The following is a 24,360-nucleotide window of genomic DNA, read 5'->3' as shown; positions in this document are numbered from 1 at the left end:
CCCTCGGCAGCGACGTTTTCCATCTCGACGACGTCAACCGTGCGGCCAAGAGATGGATTTCGCCCCTCCCGAGCAACTCGGAGCGACGTTTTCCATCTCCCACCGGGCGCTGACCCTACCGAAAAGCCGAACAAGCCGAGAAGCCGAAGGAACCGAGGATCCCGCCATGGCCAGCCTGCTGACGCCGGTGAAGGGCAAGCTCTTCATCGACTCGACGCGCAAGTCGACGCACGCGCTCGACGGCGCGTACGCGTCGCTGCTGCGCGGGCACAGCCTCGACTTCGACGATCTGCGCGCCTACGAGTACGGCGATCAGATCCGCGACATCGACTGGAAGGCCACGGCGCGGCTCGGATCCCCCGTCGTGCGACGGTCGCTCGCGACCCGCATGCACACCGTGCTCTTCGCCGTCGACACCGGCCTCGCGATGACCGCGCTCGCGCATGATGAGAAGCCGAAGAAGGATCTGGCGATCCTGACGGTCGGGGTGCTGGGGCTTCTCGCCCTCCGCCACGGCGACGACTTCTGCCTGGTCAGCGGAGATTCCGCCGGTGTCCGTCGTCGCGAGATCGGCCGCAGCGAGGCGGCGCTGGAGCACACCCTGCGCACGATCGACCACGCGGTCGACGCCGCGTCCGCGCCGAGCGACCGCGACGCGCTGCTGTCGTACATCGCTCGTACGATCGCGCGGCGCATGATCGTCGTCGTGGTCACCGACGACGCCCCGGTCTCCGACGAGACCGAGCGGCTGCTGCGGCGTCTGCGCGTGCAGCACGACGTGCTGTGGATCACGCTGCGCGACGCCGAGCCCGTGCTGGAGCACCTTCCGCGCTCGTCGAGTGCACACGCTCCCACCGAACGCACACGCTCTTCGCGTCGAGAAGGTGTGCGTTCGGCGAGAGGACATGCTGTCGACGGCCGGGCGCCCGAGCCGCCCGCTCCCGAGCCGCCCGAGCCGGCCGTGCCGGCCCGGGCGCGCCGCGACGTCGCGACGCGCTGGGCGATCCCCGAGTTCCTGCAGGGCGACGCCGAGCTCGCGGCGGAACTGCACGCCGCCGATGCCGCCGACGCCGCGCACACCGAGACGCTGCTGCGCCGGCTGGAGATCACGCACGTGCCGCTGGCCGAACAGGACGAAGCGGTCGGCGCGCTGCTGCGGATGCTGGATGCGAGGTCGCATGTCCGGCACGGATGAGCTGTACCCGCCCGCCCAGTACGGCTACGGCTGGGTCCTGCTCGCGATCGGCGTCCTCGCTCTGATCGCCGGGATCGCGTGGCTCGTCGTCGTGCTGACCCGCCCGCGCCGCGCGGTCGTGTTCGCCGCCGCGCCGGTCCCGGTGCCGGCCTTCACCGCCGACGTCGCCACCGTGCTGCGGCAGGAGTACCTCGGCGCGATCGCGCAGATCGAGGCCGACTATCGCGAAGGCCGCACCGACGCCCGCCGCGCCAACCTCGACCTCAGCCGCGTGGTGCGCGGCTTCGTGAACGAGTACAGCGGCATCGAGGCGCCCGTGCTCGCGCTCGACGACCTGGTGCGGATGGGCGTGCACCCCGCGCTCATCGACGCGATCGGGCGCAACTACTACCCCAGCATCTTCCGCCGCACCGCCCCGGTCGACCCGCTCGTCGGCGCCGACGCCGCCCGCACGGTGGTGACGACGTGGTACTAGCGAACGTCGGGATCCTGCTCGCGATCGTCGGCGCCCTGCTGGCGGCGATCGTGCTCGGCGTGCTGCTCGGACTGCGCCGCCGGGGCACCGGATCCGCGGCGCCCGGCGCCCCGATCGCCCGCGCCGAACGGATCCGCTCCCTCCCGGCGTTCCAGCGCGCGGTGCGCCGGCGCCAGGCGGCGCTCGCCGGCATCGTCGCGCTGGGCGTGCTCGCCGCGGTGCTCGGCGGCGTGGTCGCTGCCCGCCCGATCGCCCAGAAGACGATCCAGCCGGTGTCCACGAACCGCGACATCATGCTGTGCCTGGACGTGTCCGGATCCATGACCGACGTCGACAAGGAGATCGTGTCGATCTTCGACAAGCTCGCCGACGGCTTCAAGGGCGAGCGCGTCGGGCTCACGATCTTCAACAGCTCCGCTGTGCAGGTCTTCCCCCTCACCGACGACTATCGGTTCATCCAAGAGCACCTGCGCAGTCTCATGAAGGGCTTCGACTACTCGACCGACATCCCCGAGCAGTGGGTCGGCACCATGAACGGCGTCGGCGCCTCGCTCATCGGCGACGGCCTGGCCTCGTGCGCCCTGCGCTTCGACCATGCCGACGAGCAGCGCGCCCGCTCGATCATCCTCGCGACCGACAACGAGCTGAACGGATCCCCGATCGTCAGCTTGCAGGAGGCCGCCGACTACGCCGCGTCGAAGAAGATCCGGATCTACACGATCAACCCGGTCGACGGCATCGACCAGCCCGACAGCAAGACCCTGTCCGATGCCGCCACGACGACGGGCGGCAAGGCCTACGCGCTGCGGGAGACCACGACGGTGGGCGACATCATCGGCCAGGTGCAGAAGCAGGAGGCGACCCAGCTCAAGGGACAGGCCACCGTGATCTGGACCGACGTGCCGCAGCTGTGGATCGCGGCGCTCATCGTGATCGCGCTCGGCTTCATCGTGCTGCTGTGGAGGGTGCGCCTGTGATCCTCCAGCCCGTCCTCGCACCGCTCCTGGTGATCCTGCTCGTGCTGCCCGTGCTGGCCGCGGCCGTGTGGATGCTCGTGCGCGCCCTGCGGCGGAACGAATCTGGGGTCGTTGAGCGAGGACGGAGCGCCAGCGACGACCGAGACGAAACGCGGTCCTCCGCGGGAAACCGCGTTTCGTCTCGCTCCGACTCCGTCGGTGCTCGCTCAACGACCCCGAAAGAGGCTCGCTCGGGGACCGGGGCGGGCTCCGGGACCGGGCCAGGTGCAGGCCCCGTGATGTGGATCCTCCGGGTCCTGCTCGTCATCGCGTGCGGGGTGCTGCTGCTGCGGCCCGGCGTGCCCGGCGGGCACGTGCGCACCCTCGCCTCCGCCACCGACGTCGTGATCGCGGTCGACACCACGGCGAGCATGGTCGCCGAGGACTGGGACGGCGCGAAGAGCGCATCCGCGGGCACGGTCGACAGGACCCGCATGGCGGGCGTCCGCGAGGACGTGCGCCGCATCGCCGAGGCCTACCCGGGGGCGCGGTTCGCCCTCATCACCTTCGACGCGAACGCGGTGCTGCGCCTTCCGCTCACCACCGACACCGGCGCACTCGTCTCGGCCGTCGAGGTGCTGCAGCCCGAGGTGACACGGCAGTCCAAGGGCAGCTCGATCGGCATCGCGAACCAGCTGCTCACGCAGACCCTGCAGAACGCGCAGAAGGCCTCCCCCGACCGGGCGCGGATGGTGTTCTACCTCGGCGACGGCGAGCAGACGGTCTCCACCGAGCCCGAACCGTTCGACAGCGCGAAGAAGCTGATCTCGGGGGGCGAGGTGCTCGGCTACGGCACCAGCCAGGGCGGACCCATGCGCGAGACGACGGGGGCGTTCGGCGACACCGCGTCGGGCTCCGGCGCCGGGCCGTACATCCAGTACCAGGGGTCCGACGCTCTCAGCCGCATCGATGAGAAGAACCTGCAGCGCATCGCGTCCGAGCTCGGCGTGACCTACGAGCACCGCACCGCCGACGCGAAGACCGTGCTTCCACCCGCGCCGAAGTCGACCACCGCCTACCGCGAGGACGACCCGCTCACACAGCCCACCGATCTGAGCTGGATCGTGGCGCTCGTGGTCGCGGCGCTCCTGTGCGCCGAGATCGCCCGCGCGACGATGCTGATCGTGCGCATGCGCGGGCTCTCGGTCCGTCCGACGTCGGGAGGTGATTCATGACCACGGCGACCACCCCGGCCTTCGCGGCCCCTGAGCTCGAAGGGACCACTGCCGACGCCGCCGCGCACGCGCTGCTCGCCGCGAACCGGCGTCGCCGCGCCGCACGCCGCTGGATCGCCTGGTGCTCGCTGCCACTGCTGCTCGTCGCCGCCCTCTTCGTCGGCAAGCTGGTGAGCCTGTACGCCTTCGCGTACCAGTCGATCGTCACGTACGTCGCGGGCGACTACACCGGATCCGTGAGCGCCGCGGAGGGGCTGAATCCCGCGAACTGGTTCGAGCCGTACAAGGCCCCCTTCGATCAGGGCGTGGGTCTGGCCGAATCGGGAAAGCTCGCCGCCGGACAGAAGAAGTTCGAGGAGTCGCTGAAGCTCGCGCACGGCCTCGAGGTGTGCGCGGTGCGGTTCAACCTCGCCCTGGTGCTCGAGCGTGAGGGCGACGCTGCCGCCGACAAGCAGGACCATGTCACCGCGCTGGAGTTCTACGCGCAGGCGCTGCAGGTGAACGCCGACCGGCCGAAGGAGTGCGACAGCAAGCAGGCGCAGGAGCAGTCGCCGGATCCGCAGCGCGACATGAGCCAGTCCAACAAGGACCAGCAGGACCGCTTGGGGCAGAAGCAGCAGGACGAGCAGCAGAAGCAGCAGCAGTCTCCGGATCCGAAGCAGGACCCGAAGCAGCCGCCGCAGCCGCAGACACCCGATCCGGACAAACTCGACGAACTGCAGAAGAAGCTGCAGCAGGGCGAGCAGGACCGCCAGCAGAACCAGCAGGGCGGCACCGACGACGGCGGCAGCAGCGGGACGGACAAGCCATGGTAGAACGCAGCGACCCGCCCCGGTACGTGTCCGACTCCGCCGGCGCCCCGCCCGTGCCGCCGCCCGGTGGCTACCGTGGCGCCCGCCGTGCGCTGCTGGGCACGGCGGTGCCCCTGATGACTCCCCCGGCCTCTTTCCCTGGGTCGTCGAGCGAGGACGCCGCACGGTCGTTGCGCGAGGACGCCGCACGCGGCCGAGACGAAACGCGGTACACCGCAGACCAAGGAGCGCCACCGAAGAAGCGGAGTCCGCTCGGCTGGATCGCGCTGTGCGCCGCGATCGCCTTCGCCGTGCTCATGCTGATTCTGATCGCGATCGGCGCCGCCGACGCGTTCTTCGGCGCGACCATGCTCGTGCTGCAGCTCGTGGTGCTGGGCCTCGCGATCGCCGCACTGGCGACGAAGGCGGGACGCGTGCTGGGCGCCGCCGCGCTCACGATCGCGCTGGTGCTGAACGTCGGCACGATGGGTGCGCTGAGCGCCGTCCGGGTCGCGGCGACCGGATCCTACGACGGGCACAAGACCGCCAAGCAGAAGCTCTGGGAGGCGTATCCGGGCATCAAGGACAAGGATTCGAGCACGTTCCTGCGGCAGCAGTCGCTCGAGGAGCTGCATGCGCTGGCCGACGAGACCATGGCAGATGTGCGCACGCAGTTGACGGCCGATTACGGGCTGCAGTGGGTGAAGTCCGCCGACGCGCAGGAGCGCCCGGAGCGCAACGGCTACGGCGGCGAGTCGATGCTGGTGCGCTTCACGTCCGACGTCTGGGCGACGACGACGCCGGTGACCGGCTACGGCCACAAGCTCGAGGTCATGCAGACGGTCGAGACGGTGATCGAGCAGCACGGCTGGCGCAGCATGGTCGCGTTCAACGACCCGGGCAGCGGTGTGGATCCGGCGATGATCGCGAAGATGTACGGCGGAGCGACCCCGGAGACGCAGGTCGACTGGGAGTGGTTCAGCGACGACGAACCGGATCCGGGCTGGTTCTACGCCGACATGACCGACCTCGCGAACGACACGACCGGCGAGTACCGCAAGTCCCGTGAGCAGACGGCGCAGCGCACCGGCGAGCCGCTCGAGGGCCTGCAGCTCGCGATCGTCGGCCGCTACATGCTGAGCGAGTCGAAGGTCGACGACTTCCAGAAGGCGCTCACGAAGTACCCGTAATCGCGGCCCCACGCCGCTATCGTCAGAGCATGCACACGTCCGCGCCGGAGCGCACAACGACCCGCCCTGCCTTCGCGATCGGCACGACGCCATGGGCGATCGTGCGCCTGGTCGGAGCCGCCGCCATCCTCGCGGCGGTCGTCAACCAGCTCGCCGTGACGATGGGCAACGCGCTGCAGGCGACGACCCCCTACGCGTCGCATGTGCCGACCGTGGCAGCGAACTTCCTCAGCTTCTTCACGATCGAGTCGAACATCTGGTCCGCAGTGATGCTCATGATCGTGGCGGTCTGGAGCCTGCGCTCCACCGGATCCGTCACCCCAGAGCCGCGCTGGATCGCGATCCTGCTCGCCTGCGGCTCGACCTACATGATCGTCACCGGCATCGTCTACAACACCCTGCTGCGCGGCATCGAGCTCCCGCAGGGTACGACGGTGGCCTGGGCCAACGAGATGATGCACGTGGTGGGGCCGCTGCTGATGCTGGCCGACGTTCTGTTCGCGCCGCGCCGCCGCTGCCTGGGCTGGGGCGTCGTCGCGATCACCGCGGTGTTCCCGATCGTGTGGGCCGCGTACACGCTGATCCGCGCGAACCTCATCATCAACCCGCGCACGGGCACCCGTGGCTGGTACCCGTACCCCTTCCTCGATCCGGCGAACGTCGGCGGTTACGGCGGTGTCGCGGCCTACATCGCGGCGATCGCGGTCGCGATCCTTGCCGTGGGCGCGGGCGTGGTCTGGGTGTCCCGCAAGCGCGGATCGTAGAAGCCGGGCGGCACCGGATCCGGCCCGTCCTCCCTCATTCAGGGGAAGACGGGCCGGACCTCGAGCGGTCAGAGCCTCAGCGCCACGTGTCGTCGAGCGTCATCGTGCCACCGGACCCCGTGGTCACAGTGCGGTTCGGGTCGCTCTCCCAGGTGACGTTGCCCGCCGCATCCTTGCGGATGTACTTGTACTCGATCGTCGTCGAGCCGGGCAGCGTCACCGTCCCCGTGTACGTGCCGTCGCCGACAGCCGCGAGCGGGATCGCGGCGTCCGGACTCCAGTTGCCGAGGGCGGGGGATCCGCCGACGATGTACGCCGTCTGGCCGGGGTCGAGGGTCGCATGCAGGGTCACCGAGGCGTCCACCGTCGCCCCGGCATTCCAGCCGTCGTTGAACGCGAGAGCGCCGTCCGCGGGCACGGTCGCGGTGCGGTTCGATCGCGATTCCCACTCCACGGTGCCGTCCGCCGACACCTTCGCGTACTTGTACTCGAAGGAGGTGCCCGCGGGGATTGCGGCCGAGGCGCGCCACACCGGGTATGCGGCGGACGAGAGCGCGAGGCCCTTCGCCGGATCCCAGGCGCCGAGCGCCGGATCGCTGCCCACCACGACGAGCCTCTGCCCGGCGTCGACCGAGGCGTACGCCGTGAACGCGACCGCCGCGACGGGAGCCGTCGTGGGCTTGCTGACGCGGGCGTCCTTGGAGATCACGAGGGCCGACAGCCCTGCCACGGTCGTCGCGAGGGATCCGTCGGCCGCCACCGTCACGGACGGACCGGTGCAGTGGTTGCCCACCACGTGTCCGGTGACGAGGTTGCAATAGCTGCCGGCGGCGAGACCCGTGTCGAAGGTGCGGGTGAGGGATCCGCTCTCCTTGTTCACGACGACGTAGCCCGCCCCCTCTCGCGCGAAGGCGATCGCATCGGATCCGTCGCTCCACCAGCGGGTCACGGCCGCGCCCGACGCAGTGCTGCGGAACGCCACCATGCCCACGGTCGCGTCGGCGCGATCCTGGCAGAGCCAGCCGCCCACGCCCGACGTCGCCGCGTTGCAGGCGACCGGAAGCACGGTGCCGCCGGCGTCGGAGATGGGGCCCGCGTCGGTGCTCGTGAAGTGGTAGCTCGACAGCACGAGCGGATGCCCATACGGCCAGGCGAGCTCGAACACCGTGGCGAGATCGTTCAGCGCGCCGTCCTTGTAGGTGACCGAGCCACCGGAGCCATCGCGCTCGGTGTCGTGACTGTCGGTGTAGACGACCGAGGTGTCGGAGGCGTTGAACCCCCAGGCCTCGCCGAACATGTTCAGCCAGGACGGGGATCCGGTCTTGAAGACCCGGGAGATCTGCGTGCCGTAGCGATCCTCGATCACGCTGCCGACGGGCAGGTACTCGCTCTTCTGGATGGGGCCGCCGTCGAGCACCTCCTGGTAGATGTACGCCGGGCGATCGAGCCTCGCCGTGATGGCCTGCAGGTCGGCAGCGGGGATGTGCTTGGCCGCGTCGAACCGGAAGCCGTCGACGCCCAGGGCCAGCAGGGAGTTCAGGTAGCCGGCGAGCGTCGCCTGCACGTGCTCGGTCTCGGTCGCGAGGTCCGAGAGTCCGAGTAGCTCGCAGTTCTGGATCTCCCAGCGGTCGTTCCAGTTCGCGATCCAGTCGTCGCCGTTACGACCGCAGTGGTGGAAGTCGCTGTTCGAGTACAGACCGGGGTAGTCGTACTTGGCGAATGTGGAACCGTCGCTGCCGACGCCGCCGGTCTGCTGGCCGCTCATGTGGTTGAGCACCGCGTCCACATACACCCGCACGCCCGCGCGGTGGCACGCGTCGACCATCTGCGCGAACTCCTTGGGCGTGCCGTAGCGGCTTTGCAGAGAGTAGGAGACCGGCTGATACGCCTGCCACCACGGGTAGCCCTGGTCCTTCAACTCGACGTGCGCCTGCGGCGGCGAGACCTGCACTGCGCCGTAGCCGGCCGGGCCGAGCACGTGCCTGCACTCGTCGGCGACCGACTTCCACGGCCACTGGAAGAGATGCGCCGTGACGTCCTTCGTCGCGGCGGCGGCCGGATCCGCAGCGGGTGCCGGAGCCTTCGTCGCGACCGTCGGCGTCGCGGCCAAGGCGGACGGGGCGACCAGCACAGCGGATGCGATCAGCGCGGCGGCCGCGAGCGCCGTCGCGATTCTGCGGGGGAAGAGTGTCATCGTCGACTCCTTGCCGCGCGGCGGGCGCGCGCGATCGTGCCCGAAAGTAGCAGGGCGCCTGGTCCTCATGCAAGCGTTTCCAGAGAATCTGGACTATTCCTCTGAGCACCGAAGCATGTTGTTTGCGTTGTGGCTCAACATGCATTGCAAGCGTTTCCAGCAATCGCTGCCGCCGGGCGTCGCCCGCGCTGCCGTGACCACGTTGAGCCAGGCGGGTATCGCCGGCGGCGCGATCTACGACGGCTTGGTCGGCCTCGCCGCAAAGGCCGCCGGTGTCCCGCTGCTCTCCTGTGACCGTCGCGCCATCGGAACCTACGCGGCTCTCGGCGTAGACGTGCGCCTGATCTGAGCGACTTCGCATCCGCCCGGTCCTGCGTCACTCGCGCACCCCTGCCCGTCGCCCCGCCCGGGTGGGCCTCCCCCGAAATGCACCCCCTGCCCGCCGATAGACTGGATCCCATGTCCAAGGTCCTCCAGTCTCTGCCCGTCGGCGAGCGCGTCGGCATCGCTTTCTCGGGAGGCCTCGACACCTCCGTGGCCGTCGCGTGGATGCGCGACAAGGGCGCCGTCCCCTACACGTACACCGGTGACCTGGGCCAGCCCGATGAGGACGACATCGCGTCGATCCCCGGCCGCGCACTCGAGTACGGCGCCGAGGATTCGCGTCTCATCGACTGCAAGACCGCGCTCGTCGAGGAGGGCTTCGTGGCCCTGGCCTGCGGCGCGTTCCACATCCGCTCCGGCGGCAAGACCTACTTCAACACGACGCCGATCGGCCGCGCCGTCACGGGCACGCTGCTGGTGCGCGCCATGAAGGAGGACGGCGTCGACATCTGGGGCGACGGCTCCACCTACAAGGGCAACGACATCGAGCGGTTCTACCGCTACGGCCTGCTGGCCAACCCGCGCCTGCGCATCTACAAGCCCTGGCTCGACGCCGACTTCGTGACCGAGCTCGGCGGACGCCAGGAGATGAGCGAGTGGCTCGTCGCGCACGGCTTCCCCTACCGCGACTCCGCCGAGAAGGCGTACTCGACCGACGCCAACATCTGGGGCGCCACGCACGAGGCGAAGACCCTCGAGCACCTCGACGTGTCGCTGGAGACCGTCGACCCGCTCATGGGCGTGAAGTACTGGGATCCCTCCGTCGCGATCGAGACCGAGGATGTCACGGTGACCTTCGCCGGCGGCCGCCCCGTCGCGCTCAACGGCGTCGAGTTCACGGATCCGGTGGAGCTCGTCTTCGAGGCGAACCGCATCGGAGGACGGCACGGCCTGGGCATGAGCGACCAGATCGAGAACCGGATCATCGAGGCGAAGTCGCGCGGCATCTACGAGGCCCCCGGCATGGCACTGCTGTTCATCGCCTACGAGCGCCTCGTCAACGGCATCCTGAACGAGGACACCCTCGCGACGTACCACGAGCAGGGCCGCCGTCTCGGCCGCCTGATGTACGAGGGCCGCTGGCTCGAGCCGCAGTCGCTCATGCTGCGCGAGTCGATCCAGCGCTGGGTCGGATCCACGATCTCCGGCACCGTCACGATCCGCCTGCGCCGCGGCGACGACTGGACGATCCTGGACACCGTCTCCCCCAACCTGTCCTACGGCCCCGAGAAGCTGTCCATGGAGCGCGTCGGCGACGCCGCGTTCGGTCCGGTCGACCGGATCGGCCAGCTCACGATGCGCAACCTCGACATCGCCGACTCGCGCGCACGCCTCGAGCAGTACGCGGGTCTCGGCCTCGTGGGCGGTGCGACGGGCGAGCTCGTCGGGCGCGTGACGGCGGGCGAGGCCTCTGAGATCGCGGCTGCGGTCGAGGGCACGACCCTCGCCGACACCGAGGAGGCGCTGGCCGATGCGGTGGATGCAGCCAGCGAGGGTGCCGCATTCGACTCCGGCACGGACTGAGGCCTCCCGGGCTCCATAAGCCCTCGGCGGATCCGCCCGATCAAGAAGCAAAGAGCTTATCTTCGTAGAAGATCAGTGATAACCTTTTTTCATGATCGCCGTGATCCTCGACATCGTCGGATCTCGCGGGCTCGATGACCGTTCGGGCGCCCAGCACGCGCTCGATGACGCCATCGCGCGCGTCGAGGCCGACCGGCCTCTCGCGAGCAGCCCGCTCCGGCCGACGGTGGGCGACGAGCAGCAGGGCGTCTACCCCACGCTCGACGCCGCGCTCGCGGGGCTGACCCTGCTGCGGCTCGCCCTGCCCGAGCACATCGACTGCCGCTTCGGCGTGGGCATCGGGCCGGTCGAGGAGATCGCCTCCGCTGCGGGAGACCTCCCGGAGGGGCCGGGGTGGTGGGCCGCGCGCACCGCGATCGAGCACGTGCATGCGCTGCAGAAACGCACCGTGCCAGGAGCCCGCACCTGGGTGGTCGCGCACGAGGCCCAGCCGGACGCCGCGCGCCTCCTCGCCCATCAAGCGAACATCGGGCTGATGACGCGAGACCAGCTCATCAGCGACATGAGCGCGCGCACACGGCGCCTCACCTATGGCCGCTGCCTCGGCGTCTTCCAGCGCGACCTCGCGGCCGCCGAGGGCATCACCCAGCCTGCCGTCTCCCAGGCGCTCGCCTCGTCGGGTGCGGGAGCGATCATCGAGGGACTCCGACTGCTGCTGGCCTGACCCGGCGCCGACGCGCCGAACCCGGATCCAGGCCGCACAGATCCGGATCCCGCATATCCCGTTCCAGGACGCCCTGCGTCGCCGGATACCGCAAATCCCGCTCATCTCCCCGTTCGCTGGTCGCGAATTGCCCTCATTCCCGCGGCATAACGGCAACACGCGACCAGTGAACGACCGGCCAGACACGCACCCACTCATAACTTGCACACGCATGTGCACTTTAGAGTTACACTGAAGGGGTGACAGACATCACCGCACCCCGCCGTCAGCGCAGGGACGCCGCCGAGAATCGGGCCGGCATCCTCGCCGCCGCCTCGCAGACCCTGGCCGCGGATCCGCACGCGTCCGTCGATCAGATCGCCCGCGCCGCCGGCCTCAGCCGCCGCGCGCTCTACGGCCACTTCGACGACCGCACCGCGCTCGTGCACGCGCTGATCTCCGCCGGCGCCGCGCGCTTCAACGCGATCGCGCAGCGGGTCGACGACGCCGACAGCCGCATCGCCCTGGCCCGCCTCACCGCCGACCTGTGGCGCGAGGCCGCACATGTGCAGGTGGCCGCGGCGATCGCGCTCAACGAGGCGCACGTCGAAGAGACCGCCACCGCCCTCGCGCCCCTGCGGCGCGTGCTCGCTGCCTTGGTCCGTCGCGGCCAGGAGGGCGGCGAGCTGCGCCAGGACATGGCCGCCCCCACCCTCGCGCGCCTCATCGAGGAGAGCGCCCGCACCGTCGTCACCCGCACCGACGCCTCTTCCCCCGTCGCGGGCGACATCGCGGTGCGCGCCGTGCTCAGCATCGCGGGGCTCGGCTGGCGCGAGATCGACACGCTGCTCACCGCGCACCCCGAGCTCTCGGCGCCCGGCGTGCCGGATACGCTTGCCACGATTCCCGCCGAGGAGGGCCGCGCATGAGGATCGCCGTGCACGACGTCAGCAAGGGCAAGAAGGGCCATGCGCTGCCCACCACGTCGTTCGAGATCGAGACGGGCCACGCCCGGTTCGTGCTCGCCGAGACTGAGCTGCGCCCCACGGTGCTGGGGCTCATCGCCACCGGCCGGATGCGCCCGGACACCGGCGAGGTCACGATCGACGGCACCCGGAACCACCGCGACCTGCGCCGCCGCATGGCGCTCGTCGACGCCCCCGAGGTCAGCGACCCGCACCCCGGCGTGACGCTGGCCGCCGTCGTGGGCGAGGAGCTCATGTTCGCGGGGCTCCCCGCCACCCCGCTGCACGCCCGGCGCTGGCTCGAACAGATCGGCTTCGCCGAGCTCGCCGCGCAGCCGATCGGCACCATCAAGCCGTCCGTGCGCGTGCGCGTCATGGCCGAGCTCGCCGTGCTGCGTGACGACGTGGAGGGGTTCGTGCTGGTCTCCCCCGATCGCCACGGCGGGCGCCCCGAAGACTGGTGGCGCATCGCCACCGAGTTCGCCGAGCGCGGTTTCGCCGTACTCGTGATCGTCGGCGGATCCGCGGCCGCGGTCATCGAGCGGCTCCCCGAGGCGCTCGAGACCGACTACCCCTCCAACGCCACGGTGCCCGTGCGCCCGCTCGCCGACGTGACCGGATTGACCACGGTGAGGGACGCGGATCCGGATCCGGTCGCGCCTGTAGACGTCGAGGAGATCCTCATCGAGCCGGATCCGGTCCCCTCCGAGGTCGTTGAGCGAGCGCAGCGAGACGAAACGCCGCAACCCGATGAAGACGCCCCCACCCCGGACGCTGAGCGAGCGCAGCGAGACGAAACGCCGCAACCCGATGAAGACGGCGTTTCGTCTCGGTCGGCTTCGCCGTCCTCGCTCAACGACCCCGTCGAGGAAGACGACACCGACACCGACAACCCCACCGACACCGAGAACGGAGCCGCGCGATGAAGATTCCCGCGATGATCGGCGCCGAACTGCGCCGGCTGACCGCGACCCCCATGGCCGTGATCGCCCTGATCGCCCTCATGGCCGTGCCGATCCTGTACGGCGGGCTGTACCTGTGGGCGAACCAGGATCCGTACGGAAAGTTCAGCGAGGTGCCTGTGGGCCTCGTCGTCGAGGACGCCGGGTCGACCTCGAACGGCACCACCACGAACTACGGCGAGAAGGTCGCGGACAACCTCGTCGAGGGCAAGGCCTTCGACTGGAACCGGATGAGCGCCACTGCCGCGCGCGCGGCCCTCAAGAACGGCGACGTCGACTTCACGGTGACGATCCCCAAGACCTTCTCCGAAGCACTGCTCTCCTCCTCGGGTACGAGCCCGCACCAGGCACGGATCGAGCTCGAGACGAACGACGCCAACAACTACCTCGCGTCGTCGATCGGATCCGGAGCCGTCGAGAAGATCCGCCGGTCTGTCGCCGAGATGGTCGGCCAGGAGGCCGCGGACAAACTGCTCACCGGGCTGAGCGACGTCCGAGACAAGCTCGGCGAGGCGGCCGACGGCGCTTCGCAGCTGCACGACGGTGCGAACACCGCCGTCTCGGGCAGCGGGCAGCTCGCCGACGGCACGGCCCAGCTGGCCGACGGCGCCGCACAGCTCGCCGGCGGCACGCAGCAGATCGCGGACGGATCGCAGCAGCTCGCCGACGGCGCGGCGACCCTCGCCAACGGCGCGCAGCAGGTGAGCGACGGCAATCAGCAGATCGCGCAGTACGCGAACGAGGCCGGATCCCTCGTGCAGCAGGCGACCGACACTCTGCCCCAGGTGCGCAGCGACATCGCGACCGCCCTGGCGGACCGCGGACTCTCGCAGCCCGAGATCGACGCGGTGCTGGCGAAGCTGGATCCGCTGGGCGACAGACTGCGCAGCGGCAACGACACCGTGCAGGGCGCGGTCGGCAAGATCGACCAGCTCGCCGACGGCAGCGCCCAGGTCGCTTCCGGCAGCGCCACCCTGGCCGACAAGTCGCAGCAGCTCGCCGACGGCGCGCAGACGGCCGCGACCGGTGCCGCGACGCTGAGCTCGGGCGCGGCAAGTGCGCGCGACGGCGCGAAGGCCCTGCACGACGGCCTCGGCACTCTCGCCACGGGCATCGGCACCCTGCACGACGGCCTCGCCGCGGGTGTCGACGCGATCCCCGCGTCCACACCCGACCTGCGCGAGCAGCAGGCGAAGACGATCGCGAACCCCGTCGACGTGTCCAGCGACAAGGTCGCCGCCGCGAAGGACTACGGCCAGGGCCTCGCACCGTTCTTCGCCGCACTGGCGGGCTGGATCGGCATCTACGCGCTGTTCCTCATCATCAAGCCGATCTCGCGGCGTGCGGTGACGGCGCTGCACTCGCCGATCCGGATCACGCTCGCCGGCTGGCTCACGCCCGCGGCCTTCGGGGCGCTGCAGATGGTCGGCCTGCTCGGCGTGCTCGCCTGGGCCCTCGGGTTCACGTTCCAGAACGGCTGGGGCGCCCTGGGGATCATGGTGCTCGCCTCGGCCACCTACGCCGCGATCATCCTCACGCTGAACGTGTGGCTCGGATCCGTAGGGCAGTTCATGGGCCTCGTGCTCATGGTGCTGCAGCTGGTGACCGCAGGCGGCACATTCCCCTGGCAGACGCTGCCGGCGCCGCTCGCCGCACTGCACCATGTGCTGCCGATGGGATACGTCGTCGACGCCATGCGCCAGCTGATGTACGGCGGGCAGGTCGGGAGGGCCTTGACGGATCTGGGAGTGCTGGGGATCTGGATGGTCGGATCCCTGCTGCTCGCGATGATCGGGGTCACCCGGATGACGCACAAGCGCACCCTGCGCGACCTGCAGCCCAGCCTGATCGGCTGAGCCGCGGCGGGCGGGAGCCCCGCGCTAGGATGCGAGGACGTCTCACGAGCTGCGACCCGATCCGCCGCTTCATGGGACTCCGTGTCACGCGAAGGAGCGCCCATGTCGTCTGCCGATCCCACGGTGAAGCCCCGGCCTCGCATCGGGCGGATCATCGGGCGCACCGTCTTCGGGGTGCTCGCAGGTGTCGTGATCCTCGCCACGGCGGCCGCTCTGGTCCTGGTGTGGACCGTGCAGCGCTCGTTCCCGCAGACCTCGGGAGAGCTGGCGCTGAAAGGGCTGCAGGCGCAGGTGACCGTGCAGCGCGACGACCGTGGGATCCCCACCGTCACGGCCGACAACACGCACGATCTGTTCTACGCGCAGGGCTTCGTGCATGCGCAGGACCGGTTCTGGGAGATGGACTTCCGCCGGCACGTGACGAGCGGCAGGGTCGCCGAGCTGTTCGGATCCTCCCAGGTCGCCACCGACGAGTTCCTGCGCACCCTCGACTGGCACGGCATCGCCGAGAAGGAGGTGGCGGCGATGGACGCTACCACCCGCGGCTACTACCAGGCGTACGCGGACGGCGTGAACACCTACCTCGCGGACCACGAGGGCGCCGAGGCATCCTTCGAATATGCCGTGGTCGGCATGACCAATCCGGACTACACCATCGAGAAGTGGACCCCCGCCGATTCCGTCGCCTGGCTGAAGGCGATGGCCTGGGATCTGCGTGGCAACGTCGAGTCCGAGACGACGCGCGCACTGCTCGCCCCCACCGTGGACGCGGCGACCATGAACGAGATCTACCCCGCCTACCCGTTCGACGAGCACCCCGTGATCGTGCCCACCATCACCCCGATGGAGCAGGGCCGCGGATCCGGGGCGGCGAGCGCGCCGGCCGGCACCGGTGCGGGCGCTTCGACGAGCTCAGCGACCGGCGTGACGTGGACCACCGCGCGCAACACCCTCGAGGCTGTCCAGACGCTGCTCGGAGACCCCGGCGAGGGCATCGGATCCAACTCCTGGGTGGTCTCCGGATCCCTCACCGCGACCGGCAAGCCGCTGCTCGCGAACGACCCGCACCTGGGTGCGGCGCTCCCCTCGGTCTGGTACCAGATGCAGCTGCGCTGCCGCACGGTGAGCACCGCCTGCCCGTTCGACGTGGCCGGGTTCTCGTTCTCCGGCCTGCCGAGCATCGTGATCGGGCACAACGCGAACATCGCCTGGGGGTTCACGAACCTCACCACCGACGTGACCGACCTGTACATCGAGAAGATCGACGGCGACAGCTACTGGCGCGACGGCGTGCGCGTGCCGCTGCAGACGCGCACCGAGACCGTCAAGGTCGCGGGCTCCGCCGACATCACGCTCACCGTCCGCTCCACCGCGCACGGCCCGATCGTCTCCGGGCTGACCGACGACTTCACCGCGCTCGCGAAGACCCCGACCGTGGGGCGCACCGACACGGCCTCACCGGGGGGCGAGACGGGCGTCGCCCCCGATGCCGCGACCGACGCGCTTCCCGGCCAGTACGCGGTGAGCCTGCGCTGGACCGCACTGGATCCGGGCACCACGTCGACCGCCATCTTCGCCATGAACACCGCTGCGGACTTCACCGACTTCCGGCATGCGGCGTCGCTGTTCGACGTGCCGGCGCAGAACCTCATCTACGCCGACCAGAAGGGCAACATCGGCTACCAGACGCCCGGACGCCTGCCGATCCGCGGTGCCGGAAACGGCTACTTCCCGCAGCCGGGCTGGTCGAGCGCGTCCGACTGGACCGGGTACATCCCCTTCGAGAAGCTCCCCGTCTCGTACAACCCGGACGAGGGCTACATCGTCACCGCGAACAACGCGATCGTGCCGGACAGCTACCCGTACTTCCTGTCGCGCGACTGGGACTACGGCTATCGCGCCACACGGATCGCCGATCTCATCGAACGCAGCGCGAAGCAGCATCCGCTCACGACGCAGGACATGCGCGACATCCAGTTCGATCAGCAGAGCTGGATCGGCAAACAGCTCGCGGCCGAGATGCAGGAGTTGCCGCCCTCGAAGGATGCCGGTGTACGCAAGGCCGTGAAGCTGCTCAAGACCTGGGACGCGCAGGCCACCGCCGACTCGCCCGCCGCGGCCTATGCGAACGTGCTCTGGCAGAAGCTGGCGCTCAACCTCTTCGCGAACCGCGAGCATCCGCTGCCGATGGACGGGCAAGGACGACTGTTCACCGTGGTCGGACCGATGCTCGAGAACCCGGATGACCCGCTCTGGATCAACCCGAAGATCGGCGTCACGGGGCGCAACGAGATGCTGGCCCTGTCGGCGAAGCAGGCCTATGACGAACTCTCGACCGCGCAGGGATCGGATCCGGCTCGGTGGAACTGGGGCGACCTGCACGCGATCACGCTCACCCACCAGACGCTCGGCAAGAGCGGCATCGCGCCGATCGAGTGGCTGTTCAACCGCGGACCGTATCCGGTCGGGGGCGGATCCTCCCTCGTCGACGCCACCGGGTGGACGCTCGGCGGCCCCTACGCGACGACCACGGTGCCGTCGATGCGGATGGTCGTCGATCTCTCCGACTTCGACGCTTCCACCTGGAACCACCTCACCGGCGCGAGCGGCCACGCCTTCAGCCCGCACTACACCGACCAGACCGAGAACTGGTCGAAGGGCGTGCAGTCCCCCTGGGCGTTCACGAAGAAGGCCGTGGATGCGGCCGCCGTGGACACGCTGGTGCTCAAGCCCGCGGGCTGAGCCTCGCCGTCCTGCGGCCGTGGGCGCCCCGCTGCTCGCGGCCGAACTCGGCGCGATGTGATGAAGTGGTGGGGTGAGCACTCCCGATCTGACACCGGCGCTCGGCGGGAGCGTCACCGCCTTCGTGGAGGGCTCATCCACCCTGATCGTCGAGCGGACCGGATCCGGATCGGACGTGTTGCTGCTCGTGCACGGCCTGGGCATGGGGCGCAGCGTCTTCGCCGAACTCGCCCGCCGCCTCGACGGCACCGTCGTCGCCGTCGACCTGCCGGGATTCGGCGCGGCGCCCGAGCCCGAGCTGCCGCTCACGATGCCCCAGCACGCCGACCTGATCGCCGCGCACCTCGCCTCGACCGGCACACCGCCGGTGACCGTGATCGGGCACTCGATGGGCAGCCAGGTGGCGGCGGAGCTGGCGGTGCGCCATCCCGACCGGGTGCGTGCGGTCGTGCTGGCGGCGCCGACCGTCGACGCCGGCGCCCGCCGCGTGGTGAGACAGGGGCTGCGCTTCCTGCACGACACTGCCTCGATCGATCCCCGCGTGGTGATCCGCGGCGTGCGCGAGTACCTGCGCGCCGGCCCGCACATCGTCCGCAAGATCCGTGCCACGGTCGCGCATCGCCCGGAGCAGGTCTATCCGCGGATCTCCGTGCCCACGCTGGTCCTGCGCGGCTCGCGCGATCCGGTCTGCCCGCCGGTATGGACCCGTTCCGTCGCCGACGCGATCCCCCAGGGCGAACTGGCGGAGATCCGGGGCTGCGGACACGAGACGATGATCCGGGATGCGCAGCCGGCGGCCGACCGGATCCGGGAGTTCCTCGCCGAGATCTGACAGGGCGGGGCCCGTTCACTGGTCGCGAATTGCGGGTTCTGTGCCTGCGGAACCGCAATTCGGGACCAGTGAACGAAGAAGGCTCAGCCCCCTCGGCGGTACGAAGGGCGGCCGACGTACTCAGAGCGTCCAGGTGTGCACGGGCTCCCCGGTGTGCATGCGCTCGAGGTAGTCGGCGAGCATGCCGTGCAGCGCCTCGGACCGCGTGGCGCCGGCGCGCTCCCGGGCTGCGACGGCCTCCCGCTGCCAGACCGCGCCGTTGCGGCCCGTCAGGCACCTCTGCTCGATGACCCCGAGGTATCGGTCGCGCGCGACCGGATCCACCCCGAAGCCGTCCAGCCCCTCGGCGGCGAGCGGTAGAAGCCGCCGCAGCACGAGCTCGCGCGGACCGATCCAGCCCACCTCGGGCCAGTACAGCCGAGACTCGATGCCGTCGCGTGCCGCGGAATGCAGGTTCTCCTCGGCGGCGTCGAATGTCATCTGCGTCCACAGCGGCCGGTCGGCCAGGGCGAGACTGCGCACCAGGCCGCAGTAGAACGCGGCGTCGGCGAGCACGTCAACGATCGACGGCCCGGCGGGAAGCACGCGGTTCTCGAGACGCAGGTGGTAGCGGTCGCCGTGCCCGTCGTAGATCGGCCGGTTCCACCGGTAGACGGTGCCGTTGTGCATGCGCAGCTCGGCGAGCGCGGGGGTGCCGCCGCGCGCGAGCACCTCGAACGGATCCTCCTCGGTCGTCACCGGGAGCAGGGCCGGGAAGTAGCGCGAGTTCTCCTCGAAGAGATCGAAGATCGAGGTCACCCAGCGCTCACCGAACCACACGCGCGGGCGCACCCGCTGGTTCTTCAGCTCGACCGAGCGCGTGTCGGTGGCCTGCTCGAACAGGGGGATCCGGGTCTCGTGCCACAGCGCCCGCCCCGCGAAGAACGGCGAGTTCGCGGCCAGGGCCACCTGCACGCCGGCGATGGCCTGCGCCGAGTTCCAGTAGACCGCGAAGTCGGCCGGGTCGACCTGCAGGTGCAGCTGCACCGAGGTGCACGCGGCCTCGGGCAGGATCGTGTCGCACACGATGTCGAGGCTCTCCCGACCGCCCGCGCCGGTGAGGGCGGCGCCGTCGAGGCGCAGCTCGATGTCCTCCCCGCGGGCAGCCAGGATCTGCTGACTGAGCAGGTCGTAGCGCGGATCCTCGGAGAGCCACTCGCTCGTGAAGTGGTGCTCGTCGAGCGTGGGGAGCATCCCGATCATGGCGAGCCCGCACCCCGTGCTGCGCGCCTTCGTATCGGCGGCGTTCAGCGCCTCGCGCAGGGATTCCTCGAGCCGGATCACGTTGCCGCCGGCGAGGGGGCGCGGTTCGACGTTGATCTCGATGTTGAACTGGCCGAGCTCGGTCTGGAACGCGGGATCGGCGATCGCCTCGAGCGCCCGTGCGTTGGCCATGGCCGGGTCGCAGGCGTCGTCGACCAGGTTCAGCTCGATCTCGAGACCCAGCCGCGGCTCGGACACCTCGAACTGGCCGTCGGCGAGCATGCTGGCCAGGGCGTCGAGGCACCGCGCCGTCTTCTCGCGGAACTGCGTGCGGTCCTGCCGGGTGAACACCCGATCATCGACACGGTCTCCCATGAGCAGAAGCTACTCGCCCCGCGTCCGCGCGTCGAGGTCGGATCCGTCGACCCGGGACCTCAGACGCCGCTCACCCGCGCACCTCCGACCGCACGCCGTCCTCGCCGGAGACCGGGATCACGGCGCCTTCCCGGATCCACAGCGGAACCGTGTCGAAGGCGTGCGTCTCGCGGCGCCAGCCGCCTCCCTGAACCTGCTCGCGCGTGAACCAGTTCGTCCACCGGCCGCGGGGCAGGTAGTACTCGACATCGCCGGCTGCGGTGAACACGGGCGCCACCAGCAGATCGGGGCCCAGCATGTACTGGCGGTCGAGGTGGCGCGCCGCCGGGTCGTCGGGGAACTCGAGCACCATCGGGCGCATGATCGGGCGGCCGCTGCGGTGAGCCTCCTCGCCGGCCGCGACCAGGTAGGGGCGCAGAGAACGCTTGAGCTTCGTGAAGGCGCGAGCGACGTCGACCGCGCTCTGCCCCGGCTCCTCGCCGCCGGTATCGAACGCCCACGGCACCCGGTAGTTGGTCGAGCCGTGCAGGCGCGAGTGGCTGGAGAGCAGGCCGAACGCGAGCCACCTCTTGAAGACCGCCGGATCCGGATCGCCCTCGAAGCCTCCGATGTCGTGACTCCAGTACCCGAACCCGCTGAGCGCGAGCGAGAGCCCGCCGCGCAGCGACTCGGCCATCGACACGAACGAGGAGGAGTTGTCGCCGCCCCAGTGCACCGGCATGCTCTGGCCACCGGTCGTCGCCGAGCGGGCGAACAGCACCGCCTCGCCCTCGCCGCGCTCTTCGACGAGCACGTCGAACACGGCCCGGTTGTACAGGTGCGTGTACCGGTGGTGCATCGCCTCGGCATCGCTGCCGTCGTGCCACGCCAGCCCTGTCGGGATCCTCTCGCCGAAGTCGGTCTTGACCGCGTCGACGCCCTGCCGCAGCAGGCGGCGGATGTAGCCCTGGAACCAGGCCGTGGCCTCCGGGTTCGTGAAGTCGACCAGCGCCATCCCGGCCTGCCAGAGATCCCACTGGAACACGGATCCGTCGGGCCGCCGGACCAGGTACCCGTGCTCCATGCCTTCGTCGAACAGCCGCGACCGCTGGGCGATGTACGGGTTCACCCAGGTGCTCACGCGCAGCCCCCGTTCGTGCAGACGCGCGAGCATGCCCTCCGGATCGGGGAACACCGCCGGGTCCCACTCGAAGTCGGTCCAGTGGAACTCGCGCATCCAGAAGCAGTCGAAGTGGAACACCTCGAGCGGGATGTCGCGCTGGTCCATGCCGTCGATGAAGCCGTTGACGGTCGCCTCGTCATAGTCGGTCGTGAAGCTCGTGGACAGCCACAGGCCATACGACCAGTCCGGCACCCTGGCCGGCCTCCCGGTGAGGCGGGTGTACCGGTCGAGCACCTCAGCCGGAGTGGGGCCGGCGATCACGAAGAACTCCAGGCTCTCCCCCGCCACCGAGAACTGCACCTGCTCGACTGCCTCGGATCCGACCTCGAACGAGACATGGCCGGCGTCGTTGACGAGCACGCCGTAGCCACGGTTGGAGAGATAGAACGGGATGCTCTTGTACGACTGCTCGCTCGACGTGCCGCCGTCGGAGTTCCACACGTCGACGGTCTGTCCGTTCTTCACGAAGGGGCCGAACCGCTCGCCGAGTCCGTAGATGAGCTCGCCGACGTCGAGGCTGAGCTGCGCATGGATGTAGTTCGCCGCCTCGGCCTTCCCCTCGCGGCTGATGCCGTCGGATCCGACGGGCTCGGCCACGACCGCGGCGTGCGAGGCGAGCGCGATCGAACCGATCGAGCGGTGACCGCTGGTGGTGTACACGCCGCCGTCGTGCTCGAAGGAGAGCTCCCACGGCGCACCGCGGCGGATGCGCGCCCGCAAGGCGCCGGCGTCGAGCACGCCGCCGGCGTCGTCGACACGTGCCTCGGCGCGGTGCGCGGGGTCGGCATCGAGCGCGAACGCACGACCGGCACCGGCTGCACCACGATGGTGTTCGATGCGCACCCGGATCACGCCCTCGGCGGGGCTCGCCAGCGACACCGTCAGCATCGGGCGGTTGAGGGTGTCGCCACGCGAGGCGATCACCCGGGTCGGCGCCCAGACGGTGAGCTCGCCCTCCTGGGCGGTGAGATCACGCGCCTCCTGCGCGTACAGCGCGTCGACTCCGGGGCGGAGCTGCCAGAACCCGTCGGTGAACTTCATTACTTGACTGCTCCTGCCGTGATGCCGCGCGTCAGCGTGCGCTGGAAGATGAGGAAGAAGACGAGCGTCGGCAGCAGACCGAGCAGCGCCGAGGCGCTCGTCGTGGTGACGTCCATGAGCCGGTCGCCCTGCAGCGCCGTGATCGCCACGGGCACCGTCTGGTTCGCGTTCGACACGAGGAACGTCAGGGGGATGAGGAACTCGTTCCACGTCCAGATGAAGAAGAAGATGAGCAGCACCGACAGCGTCGGCCGGGAGATCGGGAACACCACACGCCACAGGACGTGCCAGCGACCGGCGCCGTCGAGCGCCGCCGCCTCGAGCACCTCCTTAGGGAACGTGCTGAAAACGGAGGAGAGCAGGTATGTGCCGAAGGCCGACTGGATGACCGTGAAGGTGATGATCACCGACCACGGGTTGTCGTACAGCCCGACCTGCTTGAACAGGAAGTACAGCGGATACAGGAGCACCTCCTGCGGCAGCATGTTCGCCAGCAGGATCAGCACGACGATCCACAGCCGTCCCTTGATCCGGCCGATGCCGAGCGCGAAGGCGTTGAGCATCGACAGCCCCACCGCCAGCACGGCGACCGTGCCGGAGATGAAGAAGCTGTTCCAGAGCTTGAGCGGGAAGTCGACGCGGTCCCAGAACGCGCTGATCCCGTCGAAGTAGAGCTCCTTCGGCAGCGAGAGCGGTCCCGAACTGTTGTAGTCGCCGGGCGACTTGAACGAGTTGATCAGGATCAGCAGCAGCGGCACCGCGATGAGCAGGCCCAGCACGATGGCGACGGCGAGGACCACCCAGTCGGACGGCCGGCGTCGCGCGATTCCCCGGCGGCTCATCGGGCCTCCTCCTTCTCCATGCGGTTCTGCACCAGGATGAACACCACGCTCACGATGGCGATGACGACGGTCAGCGCGGTCGCGATGGTCGCGCCGTAGCCGACCTGCTGCGACTGGAAGAACTCGCTGTACGCGTAGTACGCGGGAACGATGGTCGACGTGCCAGGACCGCCGCGGGTCAGCGCGTAGACGGGCCCGAAGACCTTGAGCGCGGCGATCGTGCAGGTCAGCGTGACGACGAAGATCTCGGGCCGGATGATGCCCACGGTGATGGCGCGGAACCTCTGGAACCAGCCGGCGCCGTCCAGTTCCGCCGCCTCGTACAGCTCCGGGTCCACCCGCTGCAGCGCCGCCATGAAGATCACCACCGGATAGCCCAGCTGCACCCAGACCATGATCACCATGATGCTGACGAGCGCGGTGTCGCCGCTGCCCAGCCAGTTGTGCTGCAGTGCGCCGAGACCGATCGCCTCCAGTACCTGGTTGAGCGCGCCGTTCTTCGGGCGCAGGATCCAGCCGATCACGATCGCCGCGATCACGGCGGGGAGGATCTGCGGCAGGTAGTACGTGGCGCGCAGGAAGCTCGCGACCCGGCCGCCGAACTTCTTGCCGATCAGGTCGAACAGCATCGCCGCCAGCAGAAGGCCGAGCAGGGTCGGCACCACGACCATCGCGACGATCATCGCGACGGAGTTGCCGAACGAGGTCCAGAACACCTCGTCGCCGAGCAGCTCCTGCCAGTTGCTCAGCCCGATCCACTGCGGAGGCCGGATGCCGCGGTATCTCGTGAACGTGAGAAAGACGTTCCAGGCCAGCGGGATCAGGATGATCACGATGAGCAGGATCAGTCCCGGGAGCAGATAGGGCCAGAATGCGCGCGGGCGCGACCCCGGGATGAGACTGCGTGCGTCGGACATGCCGTCGTCCTTT

General features: G+C 69.7%; 20 protein-coding genes. 15 read left to right on the top strand and 5 right to left on the bottom strand.

All coding sequences use genetic code 11. The features are described 5' to 3' along the window. The first annotated feature begins 166 nt into the window (after positions 1–166). The 7 genes from AC1DCT_RS11595 (at position 167) to AC1DCT_RS11565 (ending at position 6,606) form a co-directional block, all read left to right on the top strand. The gene (locus AC1DCT_RS11595) at positions 167–1,195 is read left to right on the top strand and encodes a DUF58 domain-containing protein (RefSeq protein WP_477429296.1); all 1,029 of its coding nucleotides are present in this window, start codon (positions 167–169) and stop codon (positions 1,193–1,195) included. Next, positions 1,179–1,670 carry a hypothetical protein gene (locus AC1DCT_RS11590; RefSeq protein ID WP_477429294.1) on the top strand — a complete coding sequence of 164 codons (492 nt, stop codon included), beginning with the start codon at positions 1,179–1,181 and terminating at the stop codon, positions 1,668–1,670. The genes AC1DCT_RS11595 and AC1DCT_RS11590 overlap by 17 nt, the downstream gene beginning before the upstream one ends. Then, complete coding sequence (locus AC1DCT_RS11585; protein ID WP_477429292.1) at positions 1,661–2,647, top strand: vWA domain-containing protein; 987 nt, start codon at positions 1,661–1,663, stop codon at positions 2,645–2,647. Before AC1DCT_RS11590 ends, AC1DCT_RS11585 begins: the two co-directional genes overlap by 10 nt. A gap of 278 nt (positions 2,648–2,925) precedes the next feature. Then, the gene (locus AC1DCT_RS11580) at positions 2,926–3,861 is read left to right on the top strand and encodes a vWA domain-containing protein (protein ID WP_477429662.1); all 936 of its coding nucleotides are present in this window, start codon (positions 2,926–2,928) and stop codon (positions 3,859–3,861) included. Continuing rightward, the gene (locus AC1DCT_RS11575; protein WP_477429290.1) at positions 3,858–4,676 is read left to right on the top strand and encodes a hypothetical protein; all 819 of its coding nucleotides are present in this window, start codon (positions 3,858–3,860) and stop codon (positions 4,674–4,676) included. Before AC1DCT_RS11580 ends, AC1DCT_RS11575 begins: the two co-directional genes overlap by 4 nt. After that, positions 4,670–5,842, top strand: a complete 1,173-nt coding sequence (locus tag AC1DCT_RS11570) for a hypothetical protein (protein ID WP_477429288.1) — start codon at positions 4,670–4,672, stop codon at positions 5,840–5,842. The genes AC1DCT_RS11575 and AC1DCT_RS11570 overlap by 7 nt, the downstream gene beginning before the upstream one ends. 29 nt (positions 5,843–5,871) lie before the next feature. Next, positions 5,872–6,606 (top strand): Pr6Pr family membrane protein, encoded by a 735-nt coding sequence (locus AC1DCT_RS11565; RefSeq protein WP_477429286.1) that lies wholly within the window; start codon positions 5,872–5,874, stop codon positions 6,604–6,606. Between the two features lie 76 nt (positions 6,607–6,682). Here AC1DCT_RS11565 and AC1DCT_RS11560 read toward each other — a convergent pair whose 3' ends face one another. Next, positions 6,683–8,800, bottom strand: a complete 2,118-nt coding sequence (locus AC1DCT_RS11560; RefSeq protein ID WP_477429284.1) for a carbohydrate-binding module family 20 domain-containing protein — start codon at positions 8,798–8,800, stop codon at positions 6,683–6,685. Between the two features lie 115 nt (positions 8,801–8,915). On the opposite strand from AC1DCT_RS11560, the gene AC1DCT_RS11555 reads away from it, so the two are divergent. The 8 genes from AC1DCT_RS11555 to AC1DCT_RS11520 all read left to right on the top strand — a co-directional run bounded on the left by AC1DCT_RS11555 (position 8,916) and on the right by AC1DCT_RS11520 (position 18,768). Further along, positions 8,916–9,149: a PIN domain-containing protein gene (locus AC1DCT_RS11555; protein WP_477429282.1), complete on the top strand. Its 234-nt coding sequence runs from the start codon at positions 8,916–8,918 to the stop codon at positions 9,147–9,149. A 110-nt stretch (positions 9,150–9,259) separates the two neighbouring features. After that, a complete protein-coding gene (argG, locus tag AC1DCT_RS11550) occupies positions 9,260–10,708 on the top strand; it encodes an argininosuccinate synthase (protein WP_477429280.1) in 1,449 nt (482 codons plus the stop codon). A 91-nt stretch (positions 10,709–10,799) separates the two neighbouring features. Next, positions 10,800–11,432 (top strand): SatD family protein, encoded by a 633-nt coding sequence (locus AC1DCT_RS11545; protein WP_440732797.1) that lies wholly within the window; start codon positions 10,800–10,802, stop codon positions 11,430–11,432. Positions 11,433–11,671: 239 nt separating this feature from the next. After that, positions 11,672–12,340 carry a TetR/AcrR family transcriptional regulator gene (locus AC1DCT_RS11540; RefSeq protein WP_477429278.1) on the top strand — a complete coding sequence of 223 codons (669 nt, stop codon included), beginning with the start codon at positions 11,672–11,674 and terminating at the stop codon, positions 12,338–12,340. Further along, entirely contained in the window at positions 12,337–13,302 is a 966-nt protein-coding gene (locus AC1DCT_RS11535) for a P-loop NTPase family protein (RefSeq protein ID WP_477429276.1), read from the top strand. Before AC1DCT_RS11540 ends, AC1DCT_RS11535 begins: the two co-directional genes overlap by 4 nt. Next, a complete protein-coding gene (locus AC1DCT_RS11530; protein ID WP_477429274.1) occupies positions 13,299–15,194 on the top strand; it encodes a YhgE/Pip family protein in 1,896 nt (631 codons plus the stop codon). The genes AC1DCT_RS11535 and AC1DCT_RS11530 overlap by 4 nt, the downstream gene beginning before the upstream one ends. Before the next feature lie 102 nt (positions 15,195–15,296). Beyond that, complete coding sequence (locus AC1DCT_RS11525; protein ID WP_477429272.1) at positions 15,297–17,936, top strand: penicillin acylase family protein; 2,640 nt, start codon at positions 15,297–15,299, stop codon at positions 17,934–17,936. A gap of 73 nt (positions 17,937–18,009) precedes the next feature. After that, a complete protein-coding gene (locus AC1DCT_RS11520) occupies positions 18,010–18,768 on the top strand; it encodes an alpha/beta fold hydrolase (RefSeq protein WP_477429270.1) in 759 nt (252 codons plus the stop codon). Between the two features lie 120 nt (positions 18,769–18,888). Here the strand turns inward: AC1DCT_RS11520 and AC1DCT_RS11515 are convergent, their stop codons facing one another. The 4 genes from AC1DCT_RS11515 to AC1DCT_RS11500 form a co-directional block, all read right to left on the bottom strand. Further along, on the bottom strand, positions 18,889–20,385 hold the full coding sequence (locus AC1DCT_RS11515) for a glutamate-cysteine ligase family protein (protein ID WP_477429268.1): 1,497 nt from the start codon (positions 20,383–20,385) through the stop codon (positions 18,889–18,891). A 70-nt stretch (positions 20,386–20,455) separates the two neighbouring features. After that, a complete protein-coding gene (gene yicI / locus AC1DCT_RS11510; protein ID WP_477429266.1) occupies positions 20,456–22,588 on the bottom strand; it encodes an alpha-xylosidase in 2,133 nt (710 codons plus the stop codon). After that, a complete protein-coding gene (locus AC1DCT_RS11505) occupies positions 22,588–23,430 on the bottom strand; it encodes a carbohydrate ABC transporter permease (RefSeq protein ID WP_441976566.1) in 843 nt (280 codons plus the stop codon). Before AC1DCT_RS11505 ends, yicI begins: the two co-directional genes overlap by 1 nt. Beyond that, positions 23,427–24,347: a carbohydrate ABC transporter permease gene (locus AC1DCT_RS11500; RefSeq protein ID WP_477429264.1), complete on the bottom strand. Its 921-nt coding sequence runs from the start codon at positions 24,345–24,347 to the stop codon at positions 23,427–23,429. Before AC1DCT_RS11500 ends, AC1DCT_RS11505 begins: the two co-directional genes overlap by 4 nt. Positions 24,348–24,360 lie beyond the last annotated feature (13 nt).

This window comes from Microbacterium sp. 10L49 (genome assembly GCF_056395125.1).
Note: the sequence above shows the minus strand (reverse complement) of the source record. Positions and strands in the feature narration are given on the sequence as shown.